The organism is Sessilibacter corallicola (assembly GCF_021290925.1).
GTDB lineage: Bacteria > Pseudomonadota > Gammaproteobacteria > Pseudomonadales > Cellvibrionaceae > Sessilibacter > Sessilibacter corallicola.
Window position 1 is genome coordinate 1269365 of record NZ_JAJSLX010000001.1, and the last position, 20688, is coordinate 1290052.

Below are 20688 nucleotides of genomic sequence, written 5' to 3' on the forward strand. Positions count from 1 at the left end.
AAGTCTTCCTCTTCTCTTCTGCCTAGCTTTAGGCTTCTAACGACGTTGGTACGCTTGAACACCATTTGCTGGAATTGCTTTTATTTTGTTGTGCTCCCAGCCAACGATTTCTCCAACACCAATAATTAAAATTCCGTTAGGTTTAAGCCAGTCGATGAGCTGTTTTAAAATATCCCGCCGACGCCAACGTCGAAAATACACTAACAAATTCTGACAAAAAATGACGTCCATCGGCAATTTGGGCATTGCGTCTAATTCACAGATATTGCCGCGAATAAAATTAACTCGTTGAGCAATTTCTGGCTTCACAACAAACTGCGATGAATCCGCGCCACGGTTGAAATAACGCGACTTTTCTTGGTCGGTCAACTGAACTAAACGTGCTTCAGAATAAACCGCCTTTCGGGCATGATTCAAAGCAGATTGGCTGATATCTGTGCCAGTTACGGAAAAATAAGTATTACCTTTAGCAAGAGTGAAGCCATCGTGTATCGCCGCTGCGATACTGTACGCTTCTTCGCCGGTAGAACAGCCCAAACTCCACGCATCGAAACTGTCGTTTAATTCGTCTGCGTTAATGCGATTAAATATTTCCCGCTTTACGAAATCGATAGATTCTCTGTGGCGAAAAAACTGTGTTTCTTTAACCAACAGTCGATCCATAACAATCAGCCATTCGCGATAGTCCTGGCTGACCTTGTGAAAATATTCATCGGGATCTTTTAATTCTAACTCTTTCATTCGCAGAGCCACTTGTGTTTGCAAATGGCTCAGACGAATTTCACCTAACTGGATCCCGGTTTTCCGCTCAAGCAACTCAGCCCAAAGCTGAATCTGCTCTTCTGTTAATGAAGAAAGCGCTTCTACGCTCCACACTTTTTATTTTCCGAAATCCAAATGGTCTTAAACTGCCGCACCCGATTTTTTACCGCCTTCTAAATCGAGGTTGTCTGATTCTTCTTCAACACTGAAATGAATATCTTCGTCAAACTCAGAGCTTTGAAGGTCGACGGTCTCATCTAAAGTGGCGACGTAATCGTGCTCTTCCATTGATTCACCTGATCCGTAATCAGAAACGGTATCGGTAACCACAGGTAAGTCGTCGTCACTGATCGCGTCGTGCGTACCAGTTTCAGAAACAGAACCATCGGGTAGGGTGAAACCAGCAACCGACTCTCGCAGTTCCATCGCCATCGAGGCCAGAGTTCCAATACTGCCAGCAGTGGCACTGGTACCTGATGCTGTCTGAGAAGTAATTTCCTGAATTACGTTCATCGTATTTGAAATGTGACCGGCAGAAGATGCCTGTTGGCGTGCAGCGTTGGAAATGTTTTGAATCAAGTCTGCAAGAGAAGTCGATACGTTTTCAATTTCTTCCAGTGCAACACCCGCATCCTGTGCTAGGCGAGCACCGCGTACCACCTCTGCGGTGGTTTGTTCCATCGAAATAACCGCTTCGTTGGTATCGTTCTGAATTGTTTTAACCAGCGCCTCAATCTGCTTAGTTGCAGCAGCGGAACGTTCCGCAAGACGCTGTACCTCATCCGCTACCACCGCGAAGCCTCGACCGGCGTCACCTGCCATCGATGCCTGGATTGCAGCGTTAAGTGCGAGGATGTTGGTTTGGTCGGCAATGTCGTTAATCAACGATACGATATCACCAATCTCCTGGGACGATTCACCCAATCGTTTAATACGTTTTGAGGTGTCCTGAATCTGTTCACGAATCGTATCCATCCCGTGGATGGTGTTCTGTACCACTTTTGCACCGTTGTTTGCGATCGATACCGCTCGTTCCGCAACCGAGGCTGATTCCGCGGCGTTAGCGGATACCTGGTCAATGGTGACCGCCATTTCGTTTACAGCAGCTGAGGCTCCGGCGATCTCTTGCGCCTGGTGTTCCGCGGCCTCTGCAAGATGCAATGCAGTTTGCTGGGTGTCCTGAGATGCCGATGCAACTCCCACCGATGTTTCGTTAATGCGCGATACCAGAACACGTAATTGGTCGATTGTGTAGTTGATGGAGTCAGCAATCGCACCGGTGAAGTCCTCGGTTACCGTTGCAGTGGTGGTCAAGTCACCATCAGCGAGGTCAGCCAGCTCATCGAGAAGACGCAAAATTGCGTTCTGGTTTCGTTCGTTGGTTTCCGCTGTTTCTTTCAAGCGTTTTTGCGTCGCGTTCAATAACTGGGATGAAATCAAGACCAAACACAGTACCGCCAAGGCTGCGAGAATAGTAATTGTCACCGTGTTAAAGGGTCGAGCTTCGGTTGCGTTTCGAAGGTCAGCACCAACAGCAGACAGCGACTCTAAAATAACAGGGGAGTCATCAAGAATAGTTTCGGAAGATTGACGCGCGGCGAATAAAGCAGGGGAAGATTCGAATATCTCTCGTACGGAGGAGTTCACGAATTCAAACAACTCGGAAATTTCATCCAAACTACTGATGGCGTCGGGGTCTGAAATTTTTGAGATTCCCAATGGCGCATCACCGACACGCATACCATTAAGAACCTTACCGAATAAGTTTGCATCGAGGTTGAACTGATCGGCAGCGATTGCCACGTCTGAATCACCACGAAGCATTTTATCAACGTTACGTCCAATACGCTCTGCACGCCAAGACTGCATCTGCGCTAAAGCGACCTGCTCACCCGGAGAGTTACTTTCGAGTAAAATTTCAACAATACTATTATGTTCAGCCTGAAGTTCGGGAAGCGACTCGTTCAAGGTGATTGCAACGTCGTTTAGGAACAAGATGGTGTCTTCGTTCTCAAGAATAACGCCGGAGTTGTCCTTCACACGTTGAAAAACTTGTCTGAAGTTTTCGAAATCCTGACGAGCCAGTTCACGTTCTTGAACCTCACTCGTACTGAGCTGATTCCAAGAACTGTCCATTGATGACAAAACTTGTCGCAACTCGTCAAACGAAGACTCTTCACCCGCCGTCGCGTTTCGAGCCAGTGTGGTAAGAAGATAAGATTGCGCACGAAGGTCGGCCACATTCTCTAAGTACGCTTGGTCTTTCTGAGACTCTTGGTAAATATAGATTAAGCCGTAAGTGATAAAACCTATCAATAGTACCAAGGCGAAAACTAGGGCCGCCAACACTGGGTTCTTCCGAACTGTCACCAGTAAATTGTTGGAGTCACTCTTCATGCTAACGCTCTCCCGAACGAATCAATTTAGAATTTCTTGCAATATATTTGAGAGAACAAGCCTCTCGTTACTACGGTCTCTTTTATAAAATGCAACAAGTCTCAGGTATCAAACCCTCAACTCGCTGCATATTTATTCGTCTTTTAATCTTCTTCATTCTTGCTCGTCTAGCGCTACGAGCAAGAATTTCGCAACAAAGCGTTTACTACCCAATACCCTTCTTTCGGTGAATTCGTGGGTGTCTTGTGTTGTATTCGCTGATTAAGGCAACACCTAAGCATAACTCAAAAACACGCTTAAACTTTTGATGCTGATGAAAACTCGGCATCTTCAACCAGGTTTACCATACTGAAGACGTGCCAATTTTCACTCCCCGCTGTATAGCCGCCCAGCAAATAAGGCGCAACAGATTGCTCGTCAATGGTCATATCAGATCGATAGGCTTCCGATAAGAAACGTTGAATACCAAAAGACTGGTCAACGACTAAGCCACAATACAATTCTTGATTTTCTAGAATCAACACTCGCTGGCGGCGAGTTGGGTTGATCAATCGAGCACCGAGGAAAGACGCCAAATCCAAAACGGGCAAGAGTCGGCCACGCACATTAGCCACACCCTTTACCCAAGGTTTTACTCCAGGCAGGCGTGTGTAACTTGGAACTTCAATGATTTCTGATACCTGCCCCATAGGAACAACGAAGTGTTTCCCAAGCAAGCTGAATCCTAAACCGTTCCACTCTACCTCTGCTTCTTCTTGAGAAGGCAGATCTTGCGCAGCTGATCGACTCAACTTTGCTAGATTGGTCAGCGCTTTAAACGCAGGCGTCTGCTCAATCACACAAACCTCCCATTAACACCAGCACTTAACCGAGTACGCTAGTAATGGTGGTTAACAATTGTTTTTCTTCAACAGGCTTCGTTAGGTATGCCTTAGCGCCTTGACGCAAGCCCCACACGCGATCGGTTTCTTGATCTTTGGTGGTTACAATAATGATTGGAATATCAGAAGTTTGACTGGCTTTACTAAGTTGACGAGTAGCTTGGAATCCATTGAGGCCGGGCATGACAATGTCCATCAGAATAACGTCTGGATTATGTTGTTTAGCCTCGACTATTCCAGCCTCACCATTCTCAGCGGTTATTACCGTGTAACCACCTTTTTCCAACATTTGAGTGAGTCTGTGTGTTTCTGTTGGAGAGTCGTCAACGATCAAAACTGTGGTCATGTAAACATCCTAAAATAGCTTCAACATGTAGTTGTCAAATCAATTACTTAGCAATACTCGAAAGCGCCTACCACGAAACTGAAATTCACCATCCGAGATTCGCAAAGAGGTGAAAACCAGTCGGGTTCTTTGTAAGACTAGCTGGCTATGAGCTTTCCGTCGTCCAGGGCTTGCCAACTGTGCCTAAAGCAAACGTAGTATTGGCAATGCCCAGCTTACGACATAAATAATAATAAAATTTGTCAATGCAGACTTTTAAAGAAGAATTTTCAATTCAACCAATAAGTTGCACGATAAATGTAACAACAAACCTTAAACGATCACAAAAAATTTATCAGCATTTTTAAGTAAACAAATGCCAAGTTGCCGGTTTTTTTTACGCCCATTTCCTTTAGTTGGCCATTTAAGGTGCATATTAAGTCGAATCTAGATCACAGTAGCCCAAATACAGCCCATGTAGAAGCCTATGCTTATTACATTTTTGAAGATAAAAACCAAAGGTCAAACATTTAGTTATATATAATTTAAGGCTTCCACGAATTAACAGCTAGCGCTCACGGCAAACACATCAAAGCCCGCGACAAAAAAATATCGCAAGCAAAGAAAACGCAATTTAGAAACTTCAAACAATAAGAATTTGAGTTCGAAAAAAGAAAACTCACGAGTATTTAATTAACTTTTGAAATAAAGAGGCGGGATGCTTTTAACAGCGAAAAGGCCAATAACACCAATACATGGCCTTTAAAATATAATTTTCTGTATTTTAGAAATAATTAGTGCCAAAAAAGATTAAAGAAAGCGATAACCCAAAAAGACGTCAGAATAATTAAGACGCTTTTGCCGGCTGAACGTGAGTTTCGATAGCGCCTAATAATTCACTTTTGCTGAATGGTTTCGTCAAATATTGATCTGAGCCAACAATTCGGCCTTTTGCCTTGTCAAATAATCCATCTTTACTGGAAAGCATAATAACCGGCGTTGCTTTAAATTCGCTGTTATTTTTAATCAAAGCACACGTTTGATAGCCGTCTAATCTCGGCATCATAATATCAACAAAAATAATATCGGGACGTGTATCCGCAATCTTGGCTAAGGCGTCAAAGCCATCAGTAGCGGTCACTACATTGCAACCAGCTTTCTGGAGCAAGGTTTCAGCAGTTCGACGAATTGTCTTACTGTCATCAATTACCATGACCTTTAATCGTTCTAAATTTACATCCATAGCGTAACCTTGACAGTATGTTCTCGTGTCATTTGGAATATCATTATTCGCCACTACTACGCAAGACATTAAATCTGCAAAAAAGTGCGAGCGTTTTACGCATTTGTGAAGTCAGATCAATCGGCGTAACAAATGACGTAATTTAGATAAGCCCTAAAAGGCTTGGGATTTTTACCACAGATTTCTGCGTTAATCTATTAAACGGCATTATAAGGTAAAAATACATTAAGCTTCGGTCCCAACTGTATCTACAGTGTAAAACCTTGGCATACTTCACACTATACATCAGCAAATAACGAAACAAGTTGAGACAAAATTCTCATGAGCAAAGCAATCGGCATTATTATGGACCCAATTGAGTCCATTACCTACAAAAAAGACACCACTCTCGCTTTAATGTTAGCGGCCCAAGCCGAAGGTTGGCAAATCTATTATATGGAACAATCAGACTTGTACCTTGAGCAAGGCCGAGCCAAGGCCATTACCTGCCCAATCACTGTATACGCTGACCCTAACAAGTGGTTCGAAAAATCGGAACCTGTCAAAATTGAACTTGGCACTCTCGACGCCATACTAATGCGCAAAGACCCCCCGTTTGACAACGAATACATCTACAGCACCTATGTTCTTGAAGCGGCTGAGCGACAAGGCGCGCTGGTGGTCAACAAGCCGCAATCACTGCGCGACTGCAACGAAAAAATATTCGCCACTCAGTTCCCCCAGTGCTGTCCTCCTGTATTAGTATCAAAAAATTACACGCTGCTCAGAGAATTTCACCAAGAGCATAAAGATGTAATATTCAAACCACTTGATGGCATGGGCGGAAGCGGAATTTTTCGAGTTCGTGAAGACGATCCCAACATTGGAGTGATCCTTGAGACCCTAACCAACCATGGCAACAGCCTGATCATGGTACAGAAATTCATCCCGCAAATTTCCGATGGCGACAAACGCATCCTCGTTGTTAACGGCCAAGCGGTGCCCTACTGTCTAGCACGCATCCCCGCCAAAGGGGAAACCCGAGGCAACATTGCCGCCGGTGGTACAGGACGCCCTCAGCCACTGTCTGAAAGAGACCAGTGGATCGTCGATCAAGTTGCGCCAACCTTGGTAGAAAAAGGGCTATTTTTTGTTGGATTAGACGTTATCGGCGACTACTTAACTGAAATCAATGTCACCAGTCCAACTTGCGTGAGAGAAATCGATGCAGCCTACGACACCAACATCGGCGGGCGCTTGATGGCAGCTATTAAAGAGCGCTTGAACTAGTCAGCACTTAGTACCTTCACCCGTTTCGCTCAGATGCCTCGACACGATTTTAGAACCAACGAATGTCGAAATTTGAGCGGAACGTAAAGGAATTAAATCAACCTTCTTTTTATACTCAACATTGAAGCGTGAATATTCTGCCAAACCTTTTTAGAATGGCACCCCCAAACGTATTAACCAGAGAATTAAAAGCGGATGATCAACGCGCAAACGCAGATCCAATCAACAGAAAGATTGACCTTCACACTGTTCGTCGCAATTGCCATCCACGCATTACTCATTTTTGGTTTAACTTTCGATATTGATATCAACAAGAAAACCAGCTCAACGTTAGAAATTACTCTGGCCACACACAAAGCGGAAATTGCTCCTGAAAGCGCAGATTTCATCGCTCAGCACAACCAGCAAGGCAGCGGCACTGAAGACAAACCGCAACAAATTACTACCGAGCACCTAGCTGAATTTGAAAACACACAAATCAACGAAGTACAGCAGGCCAGAAGCCAAAAGCCGCAACCAAACTCTGTTGATACTCAAGTTGTCACATCAACGCAAACTGCCGATATCCAATTTGATAAACCTTCTGAAGACGAACAACAGCAAGTGCTAACAGAAGCTGGCGAAGACGCTGAGAATCGCAGAATTAGCCAAGAGATTGCCAGCCTTAAAGCGAAACTCGATAAACAGCGCGAAGCCTACGCTAAAAAGCCGAGAATAAGACGGTTAACCTCTGTTGCTGCAATCGCCTCAGCTGACGCAGCTTATTTGCACCAATGGAGCCAGAAAGTGGAATTCGTCGGCAATAGAAACTTCCCCAAAGAAGCACTCAATGCCGGAATTCACGGCAAGCTTCGCCTACTTGCTGTCATCGATAACACTGGCAACTTAGTCAACGCTGAAATATTACAATCGTCTGGCTATCGAGTACTGGACGACGCAGCAATGCAAATCGTTCATCTGTCGTCTCCTTTCCCGCCGTTTCCATCAGAAATTCGCCAAGATACTGACCAATTAGAAATTATTCGTACGTGGCATTTTGAAATCACCGGACTTTCGACAGGCTCCTAAAAAGCAAAGCGGATAATTTTTGAATGCCCCGCTCTGTAAACTCGTAAAGCGCGCTGAAAAACAGTTGAAAAGAGCAATTGAGTCGCCGCTCTATAAAACCTTCTAAAAAACTAGGTTTTATAACGTATAAACCAGAGGTATAACTTGTAATTAATCCATTCCGGCTCAATAATGAATTTATGAGCCTACTTAACAGCCAATCAGATCTAAATTCACTGAGCCTTAGAAATCACTTTTTGATTTCAATGCCCGGATTGAACGACCCCAATTTCAGCCACTCAATCACCTACATTTGCGAACACAATGAAGATGGCGCAATGGGATTAGTGGTCAACCACACCCTACCGATGAAATTAGGCGAAATTTTCGATCAGCTGGATATTGATGACGCCGCCGACATCGGTGAAATTGAGTTGCTAGCAGGCGGTCCCGTTCAACTGGAAAGAGGCTTTGTCCTTCACTCTAATGACAAATGCTGGGAATCCACATTAAAAGTTAGCGATGATATTTACCTAACGGCTTCTCGAGAAATTCTTGAAGCACTGGCTAAAGGTGAAGGCCCTGAAAACCTATTGGTGATTTTGGGTTATGCCGGTTGGGAAAAAGGCCAGCTTGAGCAAGAAATTGCCGAAAATTCATGGTTAACCGTACCGGCCAACAGCCACGTTCTGTTCAACACCGAAACGGCAATGCGTTGGCAGGCGGCCGCAGATTACGTGGGTATCGATCTCAATTTAATCTCTCAATTCGCCGGCCACGCTTAAATAAATTAGCAACGCCCTCTCAAAAAGAAGTTATCTCGTCGTTGAAAAACCGTCGCACTATTGTCGCATTTGACTACGGCCTCAAGAACCTAGGGGCCGCCGTTGGCCAAACCATTACCAGCAGCGCAAGCGAACTTCCCGCATTGAAAGCCCGTGACGGCGTACCAAACTGGGACGAAGTCGCTAATCTTTTGAAAGAGTGGAAACCCGATCTAGTTGTCGTTGGCAATCCAATAAACCTAGACGGCTCAGCCAGCGAATTATCTAACCGAGCAAAGAAATTCAGCAACCGTATCAACGGTCGATTTAATATTCCGGTAGAGATGGTCGATGAGCGCTACTCTTCACGAGAAGCAAAATCTCAGGCGAGGGAACAAGGCCACAAAGGCAATTACGGGGAAAACCCCATCGACTCAGTGGCCGCCCGCATCATCCTAGAAACCTGGTTAAACGAGCAGCCACAGAGCTAATAAGCGTCACACTATGCTCAGACAAATAATCAACCGCTAGAAAAGCTTCGAACGATCATTTTCATCTGCCTGCAAACTCAGCTCTTTCGCAGCGTTGCCCAAATAATCGGCGTCGGTTTCGGACGCAAGCTTAATCATCAGACGAAGGTCATTCGGCGAATCTGCGTGCGAGAGCGCATCTTCGTAGGTAATTTCACCGCGATCATACAACTCATAAAGCGCCTGATCGAATGTCTGCATGCCGATTTCGTTAGACTTTTTCATCAACTCTTTCAAATCAGACACTTCGCCTTTTCGGATCAAATCCGAAGCCAAAGGCGAGTTCAGTAGTACTTCGAGACAAGCTCTTCGGCCCTTACCATCAGGCGTAGGTATTAACTGTTGAGCGACAATACCACGCAGGTTAAGAGACAAATCCATCCACAGCTGCGAGTGGCGATCGGCCGGGAAGAAATGAATGATTCGATCCAACGCCTGGTTCGCGTTGTTCGCATGCAATGTACACAAACACAAGTGGCCAGTTTCGGCGAACGCAATCGCGTGCTCCATGGTTTCTCGGGTTCGAACCTCACCAATCAAAATAACATCGGGGGCCTGACGCAGTGTATTTTTAAGCGCAACCTCGAAGGATTCGGTATCAAGGCCAACCTCACGCTGGGTGACGATACAACCTTGATGTTGGTGGATAAATTCAATCGGGTCTTCAATAGAAATAATGTGACCCTTAGAATTTCTGTTGCGGTGACCGAGCATCGCCGCTAACGAAGTCGACTTACCGGTACCGGTAGCACCAACGAAAATAATCAAACCACGCTTAGTCATCGCCAATTCTTTGACGATATCGGGCAAACCGAGATCATCAATCCTCGGAATATTGGTTTCGATACGACGCAGTACCATGCCCGCCAAATTGCGCTGGTAAAAAGCCGAACAACGAAAACGGCCAATACCGCGTGCACTTACAGCAAAGTTAAGTTCTTTGTGCTCCAAAAACTCAACTCGCTGTTTTTCATTCATTACGCTGAGCACCAGCTCACGTGTCTTTTCAGGCGACAACGGCTGGGTGGTAACCGGAGTAACCTTACCGTGAAGTTTGACCGACGGTGGCACACCTGCCGTAATAAATAAATCGGACGCTCCTTTGTCCACCATTAATGACAACAGTCGATCAAACTCCATCAAACTTCTCCCAGTTTAAAATTACTTATTTTCATTAAAATGCTTCAGGTGATTTCGCTTTTTCTTTCGCAACTTCGCGAGAAATAACACGTCGAGCCACCAAGTCTTGTAGACATTGATCCATCGTCTGCATACCAATGGAACCACCCGTTTGTATCGCAGAATACATCTGCGCCACTTTATCTTCACGGATCAGGTTTCGAATAGCGGGCGTACCTCGCATAATTTCGTGTGCCGCAACTCGACCACCGCCGTTTTTCTTCAACAATGTTTGCGAGATTACCGCTTGCAATGATTCCGACAACATCGACCGCACCATGGCTTTTTCATTCGCCGGAAACACATCGACAATTCGGTCAATGGTTTTTGCCGCCGAGGTCGTATGCAAGGTTCCGAACACCAAGTGACCGGTTTCTGCGGCAGTCAATGCCAATCGAATCGTCTCCAAGTCTCGCATCTCACCCACCAAAATAATATCTGGGTCTTCACGCAGGGCAGAACGTAAGGCTTCGGCGAAACCATGTGTATCTCTGTGAACTTCACGTTGGTTCACCAAGCATTTTTTCGACTCATGAACGAATTCGATAGGGTCTTCAATGGTTAAAATGTGTTCATATTTATTATTATTAACATAGTCGATCATTGCCGCGAGCGTTGTAGATTTACCCGATCCAGTCGGCCCAGTCACCAACACAAGTCCGCGTGGCACAGACACGATATCGCGAAACACCTGCCCCATGCCCAACTCTTCCATGGTCAGAACCTTCGAAGGAATGGTTCGGAAAACGGCGCCGGAGCCACGGTTTTGGTTAAACGCATTCACACGAAAACGCGCAACACCAGGTACTTCAAACGAGAAATCGTTTTCTAAGAATTCTTCGTAATCCTTACGCTGCTTATCGTTCATGATGTCATAGATCAGCGTGTGAACCTGCTTGTGCTCCAGTGGCGGCAAATTAATTCTTCGCACATCTCCATCGACACGAATCATAGGTGGTAAGCCGGCAGACAAGTGGAGGTCCGATGCACCTTGTTTTGCGCTAAATGCGAGCAACTCTGTGATATCCATAAAAAACCTTGCGTTTGTTTTTGGTAAATATTGTTTAACCTAATTCAGCAATTTTGGTTGCCAGTGATAAACTTATCTTTTCTGCAAAGAATTGATACTAAGTATATGCACAACCTCCCTGACAACCTAGCGCAAGTACTCGATAGAATTCACAGCGCGAGCAACCAGTTTTCAATGCCAAGTCCACAGCTGTTGGCAGTTTCAAAAAAGAGAACCGCCGCCGAGATTCGAGAAATCTATAACTTAGGCGTCCATCAATTTGGTGAGAATTATCTGCAGGAAGCCCTAACCAAAAAAGCAGATCTGACGGATTTAGACATTACCTGGCATTTTATTGGCCCGATTCAGTCAAACAAAACTCGCTTAATCGCGGAAAATTTTCAGTGGGTCCACAGCGTGGATCGCATCAAGATTGCCCAGAGATTAAACGAACAGTGCCCAGAGGGAAAAGTCATCAATATTTGCGCGCAAGTGAATTCCGATGGAGAAGACACTAAATCTGGTATGGCAATAAATGAACTGTCTGATTTCGCAGATGCTATGACCGATTTCAGCAATTTGCGCCTGCGAGGGCTCATGACCATTCCCGCCCCCAGAGACAGCTTTGAAGCCCAAAAACAGGTCTTCACAGAAATGAAAGAAACTCTGCATAGCCTTAAAGCTCAGCACCCGCAGTTACCCTTAGATACCTTATCGATGGGAATGTCGTCTGATTTAGAAGCGGCCATTGCCGCAGGCGCAACCATAGTAAGGGTTGGAACCGATATTTTTGGCCCCAGATAGCGAAAAACGACGTGTTAATTAGCTGTTCTTAATTTTTTACCCATACTTATAATAAATCCATCCATTAAAAGCCGAGGATCACGTGACTCATTCAACAGTGAACGATCTATCTAATTTTCCAAAAACCATTGCATTCATCGGCGCAGGTAACATGGCCTCAGCAATCTTTGGTGGACTACTGAGCAATGGGCTGGCGCCAGAACAAATTATCGCGACAACAAAATCCCATGAATCCTGCGAACGCACTCGCGAAAACTTTGGAATTCGGGCCACCACGAGCAACCATAACGCCTGTGAGGCCGCAGACATCGTGGTGTTGTGCGTCAAGCCACAAACGCTGCCTGAGGTCGCCAAAGATATTGCCCCGCACTTATCACCCGACGCGCTTGTAATCTCGGTAGCCGCGGGGATCGATATCGACTCTATGACGCGCTGGATGGGAGAAAGCACGCCAATCGTTCGTTGCATGCCGAATACGCCATCGCAAATACAACAGGGTGCCTGCGGCTTGTTTGCCAACGATCAATGCTCACAGCAACACAAAGACGACGCAGAAAGTATTCTAAGTTCGGTTGGCATAGCCGTTTGGTTGGATAACGAAGACGATATTCACGCGGTCACTGCGGTCTCAGCAAGTGGACCGGCGTATATCTTTTTAGTGCTTGAGGCGATGATCGAAGCGGGAGTCAAACAAGGCCTGAGTCAAGAATTGTCAAAATCGCTAGCGATTCAAACCGTCCTGGGAGCATCCGCGCTGGCCATATCGAGCGAATACGATCCGGCCGAATTGAGAAAACGGGTAACATCCCCCGGCGGCACCACAGAACAAGCCATCAACGTATTTGAAAGCAAAAACCTACGTGCTATCTTCTCTGACGCCATGGATGCATGCGCGAATCGATCAAAAGAATTGGCGAAAGCCGCTTCTGACCATTGAGCACAATAACCACAAAGAAACTCAATACCCCCGAATAAACCATAGGACACAGTGAATGCAGGCCCTTTCGAGTATCGCAACGTTGTTAATTCAAACTCTTGCGAGTCTTTATTTATTTCTCATCGTACTTCGCTTTTTGTTACAACTCGCTAGGGCCGACTTCTATAATCCTATTTCTCAAGCGGTGGTAAAATACACAAACCCTGCACTGGTGCCTTTGCGCCGAATTATTCCCAGCCTGTTTGGTTTGGATACCGCGTGCATACTGCTGGCCATTTTCGTCGGCTTTGTCGCGATTGAACTCAATTACTTGGCCGTAACCCAAAATATCGTCAATCCTTTATTGGCACTAGCGTGGGCAGCCATTGGTGTTGCTGCGTTTACAGCAAAAGTGATTTTTTTCGCACTGATCATTTCGATCATCGTGAGCTTTGTAGCACCACAAAGTTTTCATCCAGCCCTTGTTCTAATCAACCAGTTACTGGATCCAATCAGAGCACCATTTCAAAAGATTTTACCGCCAATGGGTGGTTTCGATTTAAGCCCGATCCTGATCATATTAACGATACAAATCGTCGAAATTCTGCTCAAAGCGGCCGCCGCCCAAGTTCAATTGGTCCCACCAGTTGTTCCGGGATACTGGTAATAAAAAACCAGCTCGAACATTGGACGTTAGTGTAATAACTGATTAAAAAAGTACGTTTTTATTCCGCAAAATTTGATTTAGAAATAAATAATTACAAAAAATGAAAATATAATCATTCTCGGAATAAACCTTCCTATTAGAATTGGGTCAAATATCGCGAACAACGCCTTATACCCGAAAAGACTATAGCCATAGAGGTCGATTTAGGCTTTAATTGTGGTATAGCATTTTGAAAGATCCGTCTACCCGCACACACCAAAATTAATGGGATAGGCGTCACGAAACCTGTATGTTTCATTCATAAAGTGAAACAGTTTTTGTGCATAGATCTGACTGCGGCATTAACAGATTAAGTGGCCTAGTCGTAAAAACGCCTCTAGATGTACCAATCACACAGATTAAAATTCTAGGTTTTCTGACTGTTAGATTTAACAGTTCTGGTGCATTTATTCCTCAGCATTCGGGCAATTTCGGCGTATTATTAGCCACAGATGGCTTTATTATCTGGCGCATTCGTTAATTCTAGGCTCTTACAGTATTGACTTTTGGTTAACTGGAATTAGCCAAACGAACATGGAAAATTATGAATCTGTCTTCATTACAGTGCCAACTGAACGATTTTGAACAACATCGCATTGCGTTAGTTAACAAGCTTTTGTCGTTCAAACATTGGTACGAAAACAGTGGTTTGCACAGTTCGTCTGCGAACTACATTATAGACAATGCTATAGACAACCTAAGGTCGTTGCACAGCTATACTGCGGTGGCCGTGGGTGAATTTTCCCGTGGAAAAACCGAAATCCTGAATGCCCTACTATTTTCCCGATATCAATGTCGAATACTGCCTGTACGCCCAGAGCGAACCACTCTGTGCCCTACCGAAATAGGTTTTGACCCAAGCTTACCGAACAACAGCATTCAACTGTTACCTATGTCGACTCGCAAAGGCGGATCGTCGGTAAGTGCTTATAAAAAAATTCCCAACCACTGGGTTAATATTCGTTTCGACACCAACAATCCTGCATCACTGCAAGATGCACTCGGCAGAATCGCTGAAAAGCAATACGTCACAGAAGACCAAGCCCGCGAGTTAGGTTTTAACTGCTCGCTACTCAACCGCCATCCAGAAAACATCAACCACGTTGAAGTTCCCAGCTGGCGTTATGCGCACATCAATATGGATCACCCTCTATTGGTGATGGGATTGCGACTAATTGATACTCCAGGGCTCAATGCGCAAGGTTCTGAACCTGAACTCACCCTTGCGACACTGGCGGACGCAGATTCCTTATTATTCACGCTGGCAGCCGATGCACCAGCAAGCTTGTCGGATCGCACCATTTGGCGCGATTACATCAATCAGGAAGACAACAGCCAAATACTGGTGATCCTGAATAAGATTGATAGCTTGTGGGACGATCTTATCTCCGCACCTTCAGAAGAAGCGTGCATCAACAGCGTTCGTACCGAAACTGCCCTGGCGTTGGGTTTGCCTTTGCAGCAGGTTGTGCCTGTGTCAGCGAAAAAAGCGTTGCTGGCGAAAGCTCGCGGAGATTCATCACTGCTTGAGAAAAGTAACTTCGAGCAGATTGAAGCCACTCTTACCAGCCAGCTGATCGAAAAACACAAATTGCTGATTAAACACCCAGCAATTGAAGACGCTATTATCTTGATGCGCCAAACTCGTGATCAGTTGCACACCCGACTTCTCGACCAAGCCGAGATGCTGCAATCAGCACAAAATCAGTCAGAAAGTCACCACTCAGACGGTTTGATTACGGTAAAAGAATCAATCAAAGAAATGCACCGCAACGTGCACCAAGCATCTCTGATCTATCGCTCACACGAGCGATCACTAAAAGATCAATTCGAAAAACTGGCCCAAGTATTTGACCAGCGCCAGCTAGAGAGAATCTTTAACTACCTTCACGATGCCGCGGCCGATCCCGATCCTATTCTTCGCCCAGCCATGAAAGCTGCGTTTAAACAAATCCAGCGCGGCTTACAAACCCTGGCTATTGAAGCGGATAACGCCAACCATCTTTTGAAGGAAATTTACGAGTCGCCGATTGATGGCAGCTCTATGCCGTTAACGTCTCGCAAACTTGATATCACAGTTCAAAAGAACGATTTCTCAAGACTGAAACATCGCTACGAAAAGCATTTGCAGAGCATTGAAGACAGCCCGCACGAACGCGCGGTAGTTCGCTATTTTCTGCTGAGTTTGAGCCACGAATTGCGTCGATTCATTACCGATACCAATAATTTATTGATTGAGTGGCACGCTCAAGCACTCACGCCAATTTCGTACCCGAACGAGTGCCAAAAGCAGCTTTTACAAAAAGAGTTGTTGATTCTGTCTCGTCTCGGCAACGAGCAAAAGCCCAGCGACCAGCAAATGCTTGCAATTCGCGCCGAGCTAACATTGAGCGAAGATCGACTGTTCACACTCAACCAATTGCTCGACACCATCGAATCCCTAGAACCCACCAAATCTGTCACCAGCAAAGTGGTTCCATTTCATTTTGCCCGTCGCCGCTCTTCCGTTTGAGCGGCAACTGAACCTCGAACAAGCGTTAGTCAGCACTAAAAAGACCCAGCTGATTAAAATTGCTTGAATCACAGACCTAATTAAGCAGCCGATTGCATAAAAAAGCATTATAATCGCCTGCTTTTTGTGATTTTCCAAAAAGTATTACTACAATATTAGGTTTTCACGGATTCAAAAATCGATGCCCCATTCACACCCCACAGGCTCTGTGGGTATTGTTACACCTTCGACTCAGCGCTTCACAGATCCTTTAATACTGGCTAACGGCGACGTATTAGAAGAGTACGATCTTGTTTACGAAACCTACGGCACATTAAATCAAAGCGCGAGCAACGCGGTATTGATTTGTCACGCGTTATCCGGCCATCACCACGCCGCCGGCAAACATTCTCCAGACGATCGTAAACCCGGCTGGTGGGACAATTACATCGGCCCAGGGAAAGCCATCGATACCGATCGTTTTTTTGTAGTCAGCCTCAACAACCTCGGCGGTTGCCACGGCTCAACCGGGCCGGTGAGCATCAATCCAAAAACTGGGAAAGCCTGGGGGGCGACCTTCCCGCGCTTAAGAGTCAGAGATTGGGTGCACTCTCAGGCAAAACTCGCAGATCATTTAGGCATTGATACCTGGGCAGCGGTTATCGGGGGCAGTCTCGGCGGCATGCAAGCCATGCGCTGGTCGCTGGAATACCCAGATCGCCTGCGCCATTGCGCGGTAATAGCCTCGGCAATGAAGTTGTCCGCGCAAAATATCGCGTTCAATGAAACCGCGCGCCAAGCCATTATGTCAGACCCAGACTTTCACGACGGTGATTACTTAGAATTCGACACTTACCCCAAACACGGTTTATCTATTGCGCGCATGATTGGTCATATTACCTATTTGTCTGGCGATGGCATGGGTGAGAAATTTGGCCGTGAATTGCGTAAAGGTAACTTTAATTTAGGCGAACGTGACCTCGTTGAATTCGAGATAGAGAGCTATCTTCGCTACCAAGGTGAGCGATTTTCTGGAACCTTTGACGCAAATACCTACATTTTGATGACCCGCGCGCTGGATTACTTCGATTTAAGCCGCGAGTACGGCAATGACCCGTCACAGGCATTCGCGCAGTCAAAGTGTAAATTTTTGGTTTTGTCGTTCTCCAGTGATTGGCGTTTTTCCCCACAACGCTCCAAAGAAATTGTTGATGCGCTCATCGCCGCCAGAAAACCTGTGACCTACGCGGAAATCGAATCAAGTCACGGCCATGACGCATTCTTGGTCCCCAATGCGCGCTATCACGATGTGTTTAGCCGCTACATGCAGCAAATTACGATTTAAGAAGGGAATACCATCATGCGAATTGATTTAGATGTTATCTCCCAATGGGTCACACCCAGCAGCAGAGTATTGGATCTGGCCTGTGGAGATGGCACACTACTGTCGCGATTAGCAAGCGATAAATCCGTATTCGGCTATGGCTTAGAGATCGACAGCAATCACATCAGTGACTGCATCAGCAAGGGTGTAAATGTTATCGAGCACAACCTCGATACAGACTCGCTCGATACGTTTGGCGATGCCAGTTTTGACACCGTAATTATGACCCAAGCGCTGCAAACCATGCGTTACCCCGACAAGGTTCTGGAAGAAATGCTGCGCATCGGTAAGGAATGTATCGTCACCTTCCCGAACTTTGGTCACTGGAAGGCTCGAATTTACCTAGCACTTAACGGCAGAATGCCAGTCTCAGATATATTGCCTTACGAATGGTACGACACCCCAAACATCCATTTTTGTACCTTCAAGGACTTTGAATTTCTGTGCAAGCAACGAGGCATCACCGTCAAACATCGACAAGTGGTCACCGAGAATTCCATCGATAAAACCGGCGCTAAATTTTTACCCAACTTTTTTGGCGAAACTGCAATCTACCATTTGAGCTAATAACCATGAAAACAAACACCGCTCTCATTCGACGCAATTACCTATTAATCACGGCACTGATTCTCGCTGTGTTTACCTCTCACTCCCACGCTGATGTTGAGCGGTTTTGGGTCGAACGAGGTTACAAAGTTATCTACAGTGTTTTTAACAGTAAATTTCTAACACCTGAAATTGCCTCAGAATACGGCTTAAAACGCAATGGCGACCTCACATTATTAAATGTAGTCGTCACTAAAGACGGCGAAGAAGTAACCACGCTTGGCCTTCCTGCTGAACTCGAAGGTTCTGCTCGAAACTTATTGCAACAAAAACAAGCGTTGAAATTTCTGAGAATCAAAGAAGCCAATACTGTTTATTACATTGCACCTATCAAGCATCACAACGAAGAAGTGTACAACTTCGACCTTAAAGTTTTACCCGAAGGCGAGACCAAACCCATCCGCATTCAGTTTTCTAAAAAACTCTATTCGGATCGATAATTGATCATGCCCAATTCAATACAAACACTGGTACTGGCCAGCAATAACTCCGGCAAACTGGTTGAGTTAAAGCACTTACTCGAACCCATTGGCTGTACCGTGTTACCGCAGTCAGAATTCAATATTCCTGACGCCGACGAAACTGGCTTAAGCTTTATTGAAAATGCGATTCTAAAAGCTCGCCACGCCTCAAAAATTGCAAACCTACCGGCGTTGGCTGATGATTCAGGCCTGTGTGTCGACGCGCTCGGCGGCGCTCCAGGTATTTATTCTGCTCGCTATTCTGGCGGTGGCGATTCGGACAACAACGCCAAATTACTCCGGGAATTAGACGGGGTCAGCGACCGCCGCGCCCAGTTTATTTGCTGCTTGGCTTTAGTGCGTCACTGGCAAGATCCGCTGCCAATTACGGTTGTTGGCCAATGGCGAGGAGAAATACTCCGCGACATCCAAGGCAGTGGCGGCTTTGGATACGACCCACTGTTTTGGGTTGAGCAGACTCAATGCAGTTCGGCAGAACTGAGCAAAGAACACAAAAGCAAGATCAGTCACCGTGCCAGAGCAATGCAAGCCCTGTTGGACGAATTGTCTCGCGAACAAAACGCGTAAATATTGAATGCCAACACTTAAACTGCCTCCACTGAGCCTTTACGTGCACATTCCTTGGTGTGTGCGTAAATGCCCTTACTGCGATTTTAATTCTCACAGCACCCAATCATCCGCGCAAAATGGCGGCATCCCCGAGCAGGAATATCTCAAGCAACTTTTGCTCGATATGAATTTCGAACAAGGGAATGCTCAGAACCGAAAGCTGACCAGCATTTTTTTTGGCGGCGGCACCCCCAGCCTATTTTCAGATGGCACCATCGCGACCATCATTGAAGCCGCTGAAAAAACCTTTGGATTCGAAGACGACATAGAAATCACCCTAGAAGCCAACCCGGGAACAGCTGAGCAATCCAAGTTTTCTGGATTTTTTAACGGTGGCGTCAATCGACTGTCTTTGGGAGTGCAGTCATTTAATCCAAAACATTTGAATGTATTGGGCCGAATCCACTCCAGCGATGAAGCCAAAAACGCCATCGCCATGGCTAAATCGGCGGGCTTTCGTCGCATCAATATCGATCTCATGCACGGGCTGCCCGAGCAAACTCTAGAAGACGCTCTGTTCGACATTGAAACCGCCGTGTCACTTGGACCAGACCATTTATCTTGGTATCAGTTAACCATTGAGCCCAATACCGAGTTTTTCTCGGCGCCACCGCGCCTGCCCGAAGACGATAATCTAGCCGACATTCAAGAAGCCGGTTATGAGCGGATTAACCAGTTGGGCTTTCATCAGTACGAAGTTTCAGCCTACGCCAAATCCACGTCAGCTAGAGCAAAGCACAATCTGAATTATTGGCAATTTGGCGATTACATCGGTGTTGGCGCAGGCAGTCACAGCAAAATTACCGATTTAAACACAGGCCATATTCGCCGATATTGGAAAACCCGGCTGCCAACCGACTACATGAAACGGGTCGCCTCTCAGTATCGAAACCCCTGTACCGCCGGAGAAAAAGTGATTGCTTCATCGGAATTGTCGCTGGAGTTTTTCATGAACGCACTGCGTTTAACTCAAGGCGTCACAATACAAACCTACGAATCCTTCACTGGCCTGCCATTTTCAAATTTGGATTTATCCGAGCTTATCCAGAAAGAATTGTTAGAAGTGAATAACACAATCGTTCGCCCCACCCACTTGGGCACACGTTATTTAAACAACGTGCTCGATCATTTCTTAGTAACCTAGGGCCTACTATCCCTAACGACCCCATCACATTTGAATAAAGTGGTTGTTCCCTGTCTTGAATATCAACATTAGAACCAGTACAACTGGGTCAAATGACGTTGCGCGCCAACTACGAACTTCCACATTTCTCAACATTAATT

General features: G+C 45.8%; 20 protein-coding genes. 13 read left to right on the top strand and 7 right to left on the bottom strand.

Translation table 11 applies throughout. The annotated features are described in order from the left end of the window. Positions 1-36: 36 nt before the first annotated feature. The 5 genes from LU361_RS05310 to pilG all read right to left on the bottom strand — a co-directional run bounded on the left by LU361_RS05310 (position 37) and on the right by pilG (position 5608). The gene (locus tag LU361_RS05310; RefSeq protein WP_233087773.1) at positions 37-876 is read right to left on the bottom strand and encodes a CheR family methyltransferase; all 840 of its coding nucleotides are present in this window, start codon (positions 874-876) and stop codon (positions 37-39) included. A 27-nt stretch (positions 877-903) separates the two neighbouring features. Then, positions 904-3159 carry a methyl-accepting chemotaxis protein gene (locus LU361_RS05315; protein ID WP_233087774.1) on the bottom strand — a complete coding sequence of 752 codons (2256 nt, stop codon included), beginning with the start codon at positions 3157-3159 and terminating at the stop codon, positions 904-906. A gap of 296 nt (positions 3160-3455) precedes the next feature. Next, positions 3456-3998, bottom strand: coding sequence for a chemotaxis protein CheW (locus tag LU361_RS05320; RefSeq protein ID WP_233087775.1), 543 nt, complete (start codon positions 3996-3998; stop codon positions 3456-3458). A 25-nt stretch (positions 3999-4023) separates the two neighbouring features. After that, positions 4024-4386, bottom strand: coding sequence for a twitching motility response regulator PilH (gene pilH, locus LU361_RS05325; protein WP_233087776.1), 363 nt, complete (start codon positions 4384-4386; stop codon positions 4024-4026). Positions 4387-5212: 826 nt separating this feature from the next. Then, positions 5213-5608, bottom strand: a complete 396-nt coding sequence (pilG, locus tag LU361_RS05330; RefSeq protein ID WP_233087777.1) for a twitching motility response regulator PilG — start codon at positions 5606-5608, stop codon at positions 5213-5215. Positions 5609-5929: 321 nt separating this feature from the next. On the opposite strand from pilG, the gene gshB reads away from it, so the two are divergent. From gshB to ruvX, 4 genes are all read left to right on the top strand, one after another. Beyond that, positions 5930-6877 carry a glutathione synthase gene (gene gshB, locus LU361_RS05335; protein WP_233087778.1) on the top strand — a complete coding sequence of 316 codons (948 nt, stop codon included), beginning with the start codon at positions 5930-5932 and terminating at the stop codon, positions 6875-6877. Positions 6878-7072: 195 nt separating this feature from the next. Next, on the top strand, positions 7073-7945 hold the full coding sequence (locus tag LU361_RS05340; protein ID WP_233087779.1) for an energy transducer TonB: 873 nt from the start codon (positions 7073-7075) through the stop codon (positions 7943-7945). A 179-nt stretch (positions 7946-8124) separates the two neighbouring features. Beyond that, positions 8125-8709 carry a YqgE/AlgH family protein gene (locus LU361_RS05345; protein WP_233087780.1) on the top strand — a complete coding sequence of 195 codons (585 nt, stop codon included), beginning with the start codon at positions 8125-8127 and terminating at the stop codon, positions 8707-8709. A 32-nt stretch (positions 8710-8741) separates the two neighbouring features. Beyond that, on the top strand, positions 8742-9179 hold the full coding sequence (ruvX, locus tag LU361_RS05350; protein ID WP_233088203.1) for a Holliday junction resolvase RuvX: 438 nt from the start codon (positions 8742-8744) through the stop codon (positions 9177-9179). A gap of 36 nt (positions 9180-9215) precedes the next feature. Here ruvX and LU361_RS05355 read toward each other — a convergent pair whose 3' ends face one another. Continuing rightward, the gene (locus LU361_RS05355) at positions 9216-10358 is read right to left on the bottom strand and encodes a PilT/PilU family type 4a pilus ATPase (RefSeq protein WP_233087781.1); all 1143 of its coding nucleotides are present in this window, start codon (positions 10356-10358) and stop codon (positions 9216-9218) included. 34 nt (positions 10359-10392) lie between these two features. Further along, a complete protein-coding gene (locus LU361_RS05360) occupies positions 10393-11427 on the bottom strand; it encodes a type IV pilus twitching motility protein PilT (RefSeq protein ID WP_233087782.1) in 1035 nt (344 codons plus the stop codon). A 105-nt stretch (positions 11428-11532) separates the two neighbouring features. On the opposite strand from LU361_RS05360, the gene LU361_RS05365 reads away from it, so the two are divergent. From LU361_RS05365 to hemW, 9 genes are all read left to right on the top strand, one after another. Further along, positions 11533-12210 carry a YggS family pyridoxal phosphate-dependent enzyme gene (locus LU361_RS05365; RefSeq protein WP_233087783.1) on the top strand — a complete coding sequence of 226 codons (678 nt, stop codon included), beginning with the start codon at positions 11533-11535 and terminating at the stop codon, positions 12208-12210. 82 nt (positions 12211-12292) lie between these two features. Next, positions 12293-13147, top strand: coding sequence for a pyrroline-5-carboxylate reductase (gene proC / locus LU361_RS05370; RefSeq protein WP_233087784.1), 855 nt, complete (start codon positions 12293-12295; stop codon positions 13145-13147). Between the two features lie 55 nt (positions 13148-13202). Beyond that, positions 13203-13793, top strand: a complete 591-nt coding sequence (locus tag LU361_RS05375) for a YggT family protein (protein WP_233087785.1) — start codon at positions 13203-13205, stop codon at positions 13791-13793. Between the two features lie 583 nt (positions 13794-14376). Beyond that, a complete protein-coding gene (locus LU361_RS05380; RefSeq protein WP_233087786.1) occupies positions 14377-16344 on the top strand; it encodes a dynamin family protein in 1968 nt (655 codons plus the stop codon). A gap of 181 nt (positions 16345-16525) precedes the next feature. After that, on the top strand, positions 16526-17668 hold the full coding sequence (gene metX, locus LU361_RS05385; RefSeq protein WP_233087787.1) for a homoserine O-succinyltransferase MetX: 1143 nt from the start codon (positions 16526-16528) through the stop codon (positions 17666-17668). 15 nt (positions 17669-17683) lie between these two features. Continuing rightward, the gene (gene metW, locus LU361_RS05390) at positions 17684-18274 is read left to right on the top strand and encodes a methionine biosynthesis protein MetW (protein ID WP_233087788.1); all 591 of its coding nucleotides are present in this window, start codon (positions 17684-17686) and stop codon (positions 18272-18274) included. 5 nt (positions 18275-18279) lie between these two features. Beyond that, on the top strand, positions 18280-18753 hold the full coding sequence (locus tag LU361_RS05395) for a DUF4426 domain-containing protein (RefSeq protein ID WP_233087789.1): 474 nt from the start codon (positions 18280-18282) through the stop codon (positions 18751-18753). Positions 18754-18759: 6 nt separating this feature from the next. Continuing rightward, complete coding sequence (gene rdgB, locus LU361_RS05400) at positions 18760-19362, top strand: RdgB/HAM1 family non-canonical purine NTP pyrophosphatase (protein ID WP_233087790.1); 603 nt, start codon at positions 18760-18762, stop codon at positions 19360-19362. Between the two features lie 7 nt (positions 19363-19369). Further along, the gene (hemW, locus tag LU361_RS05405; protein ID WP_233087791.1) at positions 19370-20548 is read left to right on the top strand and encodes a radical SAM family heme chaperone HemW; all 1179 of its coding nucleotides are present in this window, start codon (positions 19370-19372) and stop codon (positions 20546-20548) included. The last annotated feature ends 140 nt before the right edge of the window (positions 20549-20688 follow it).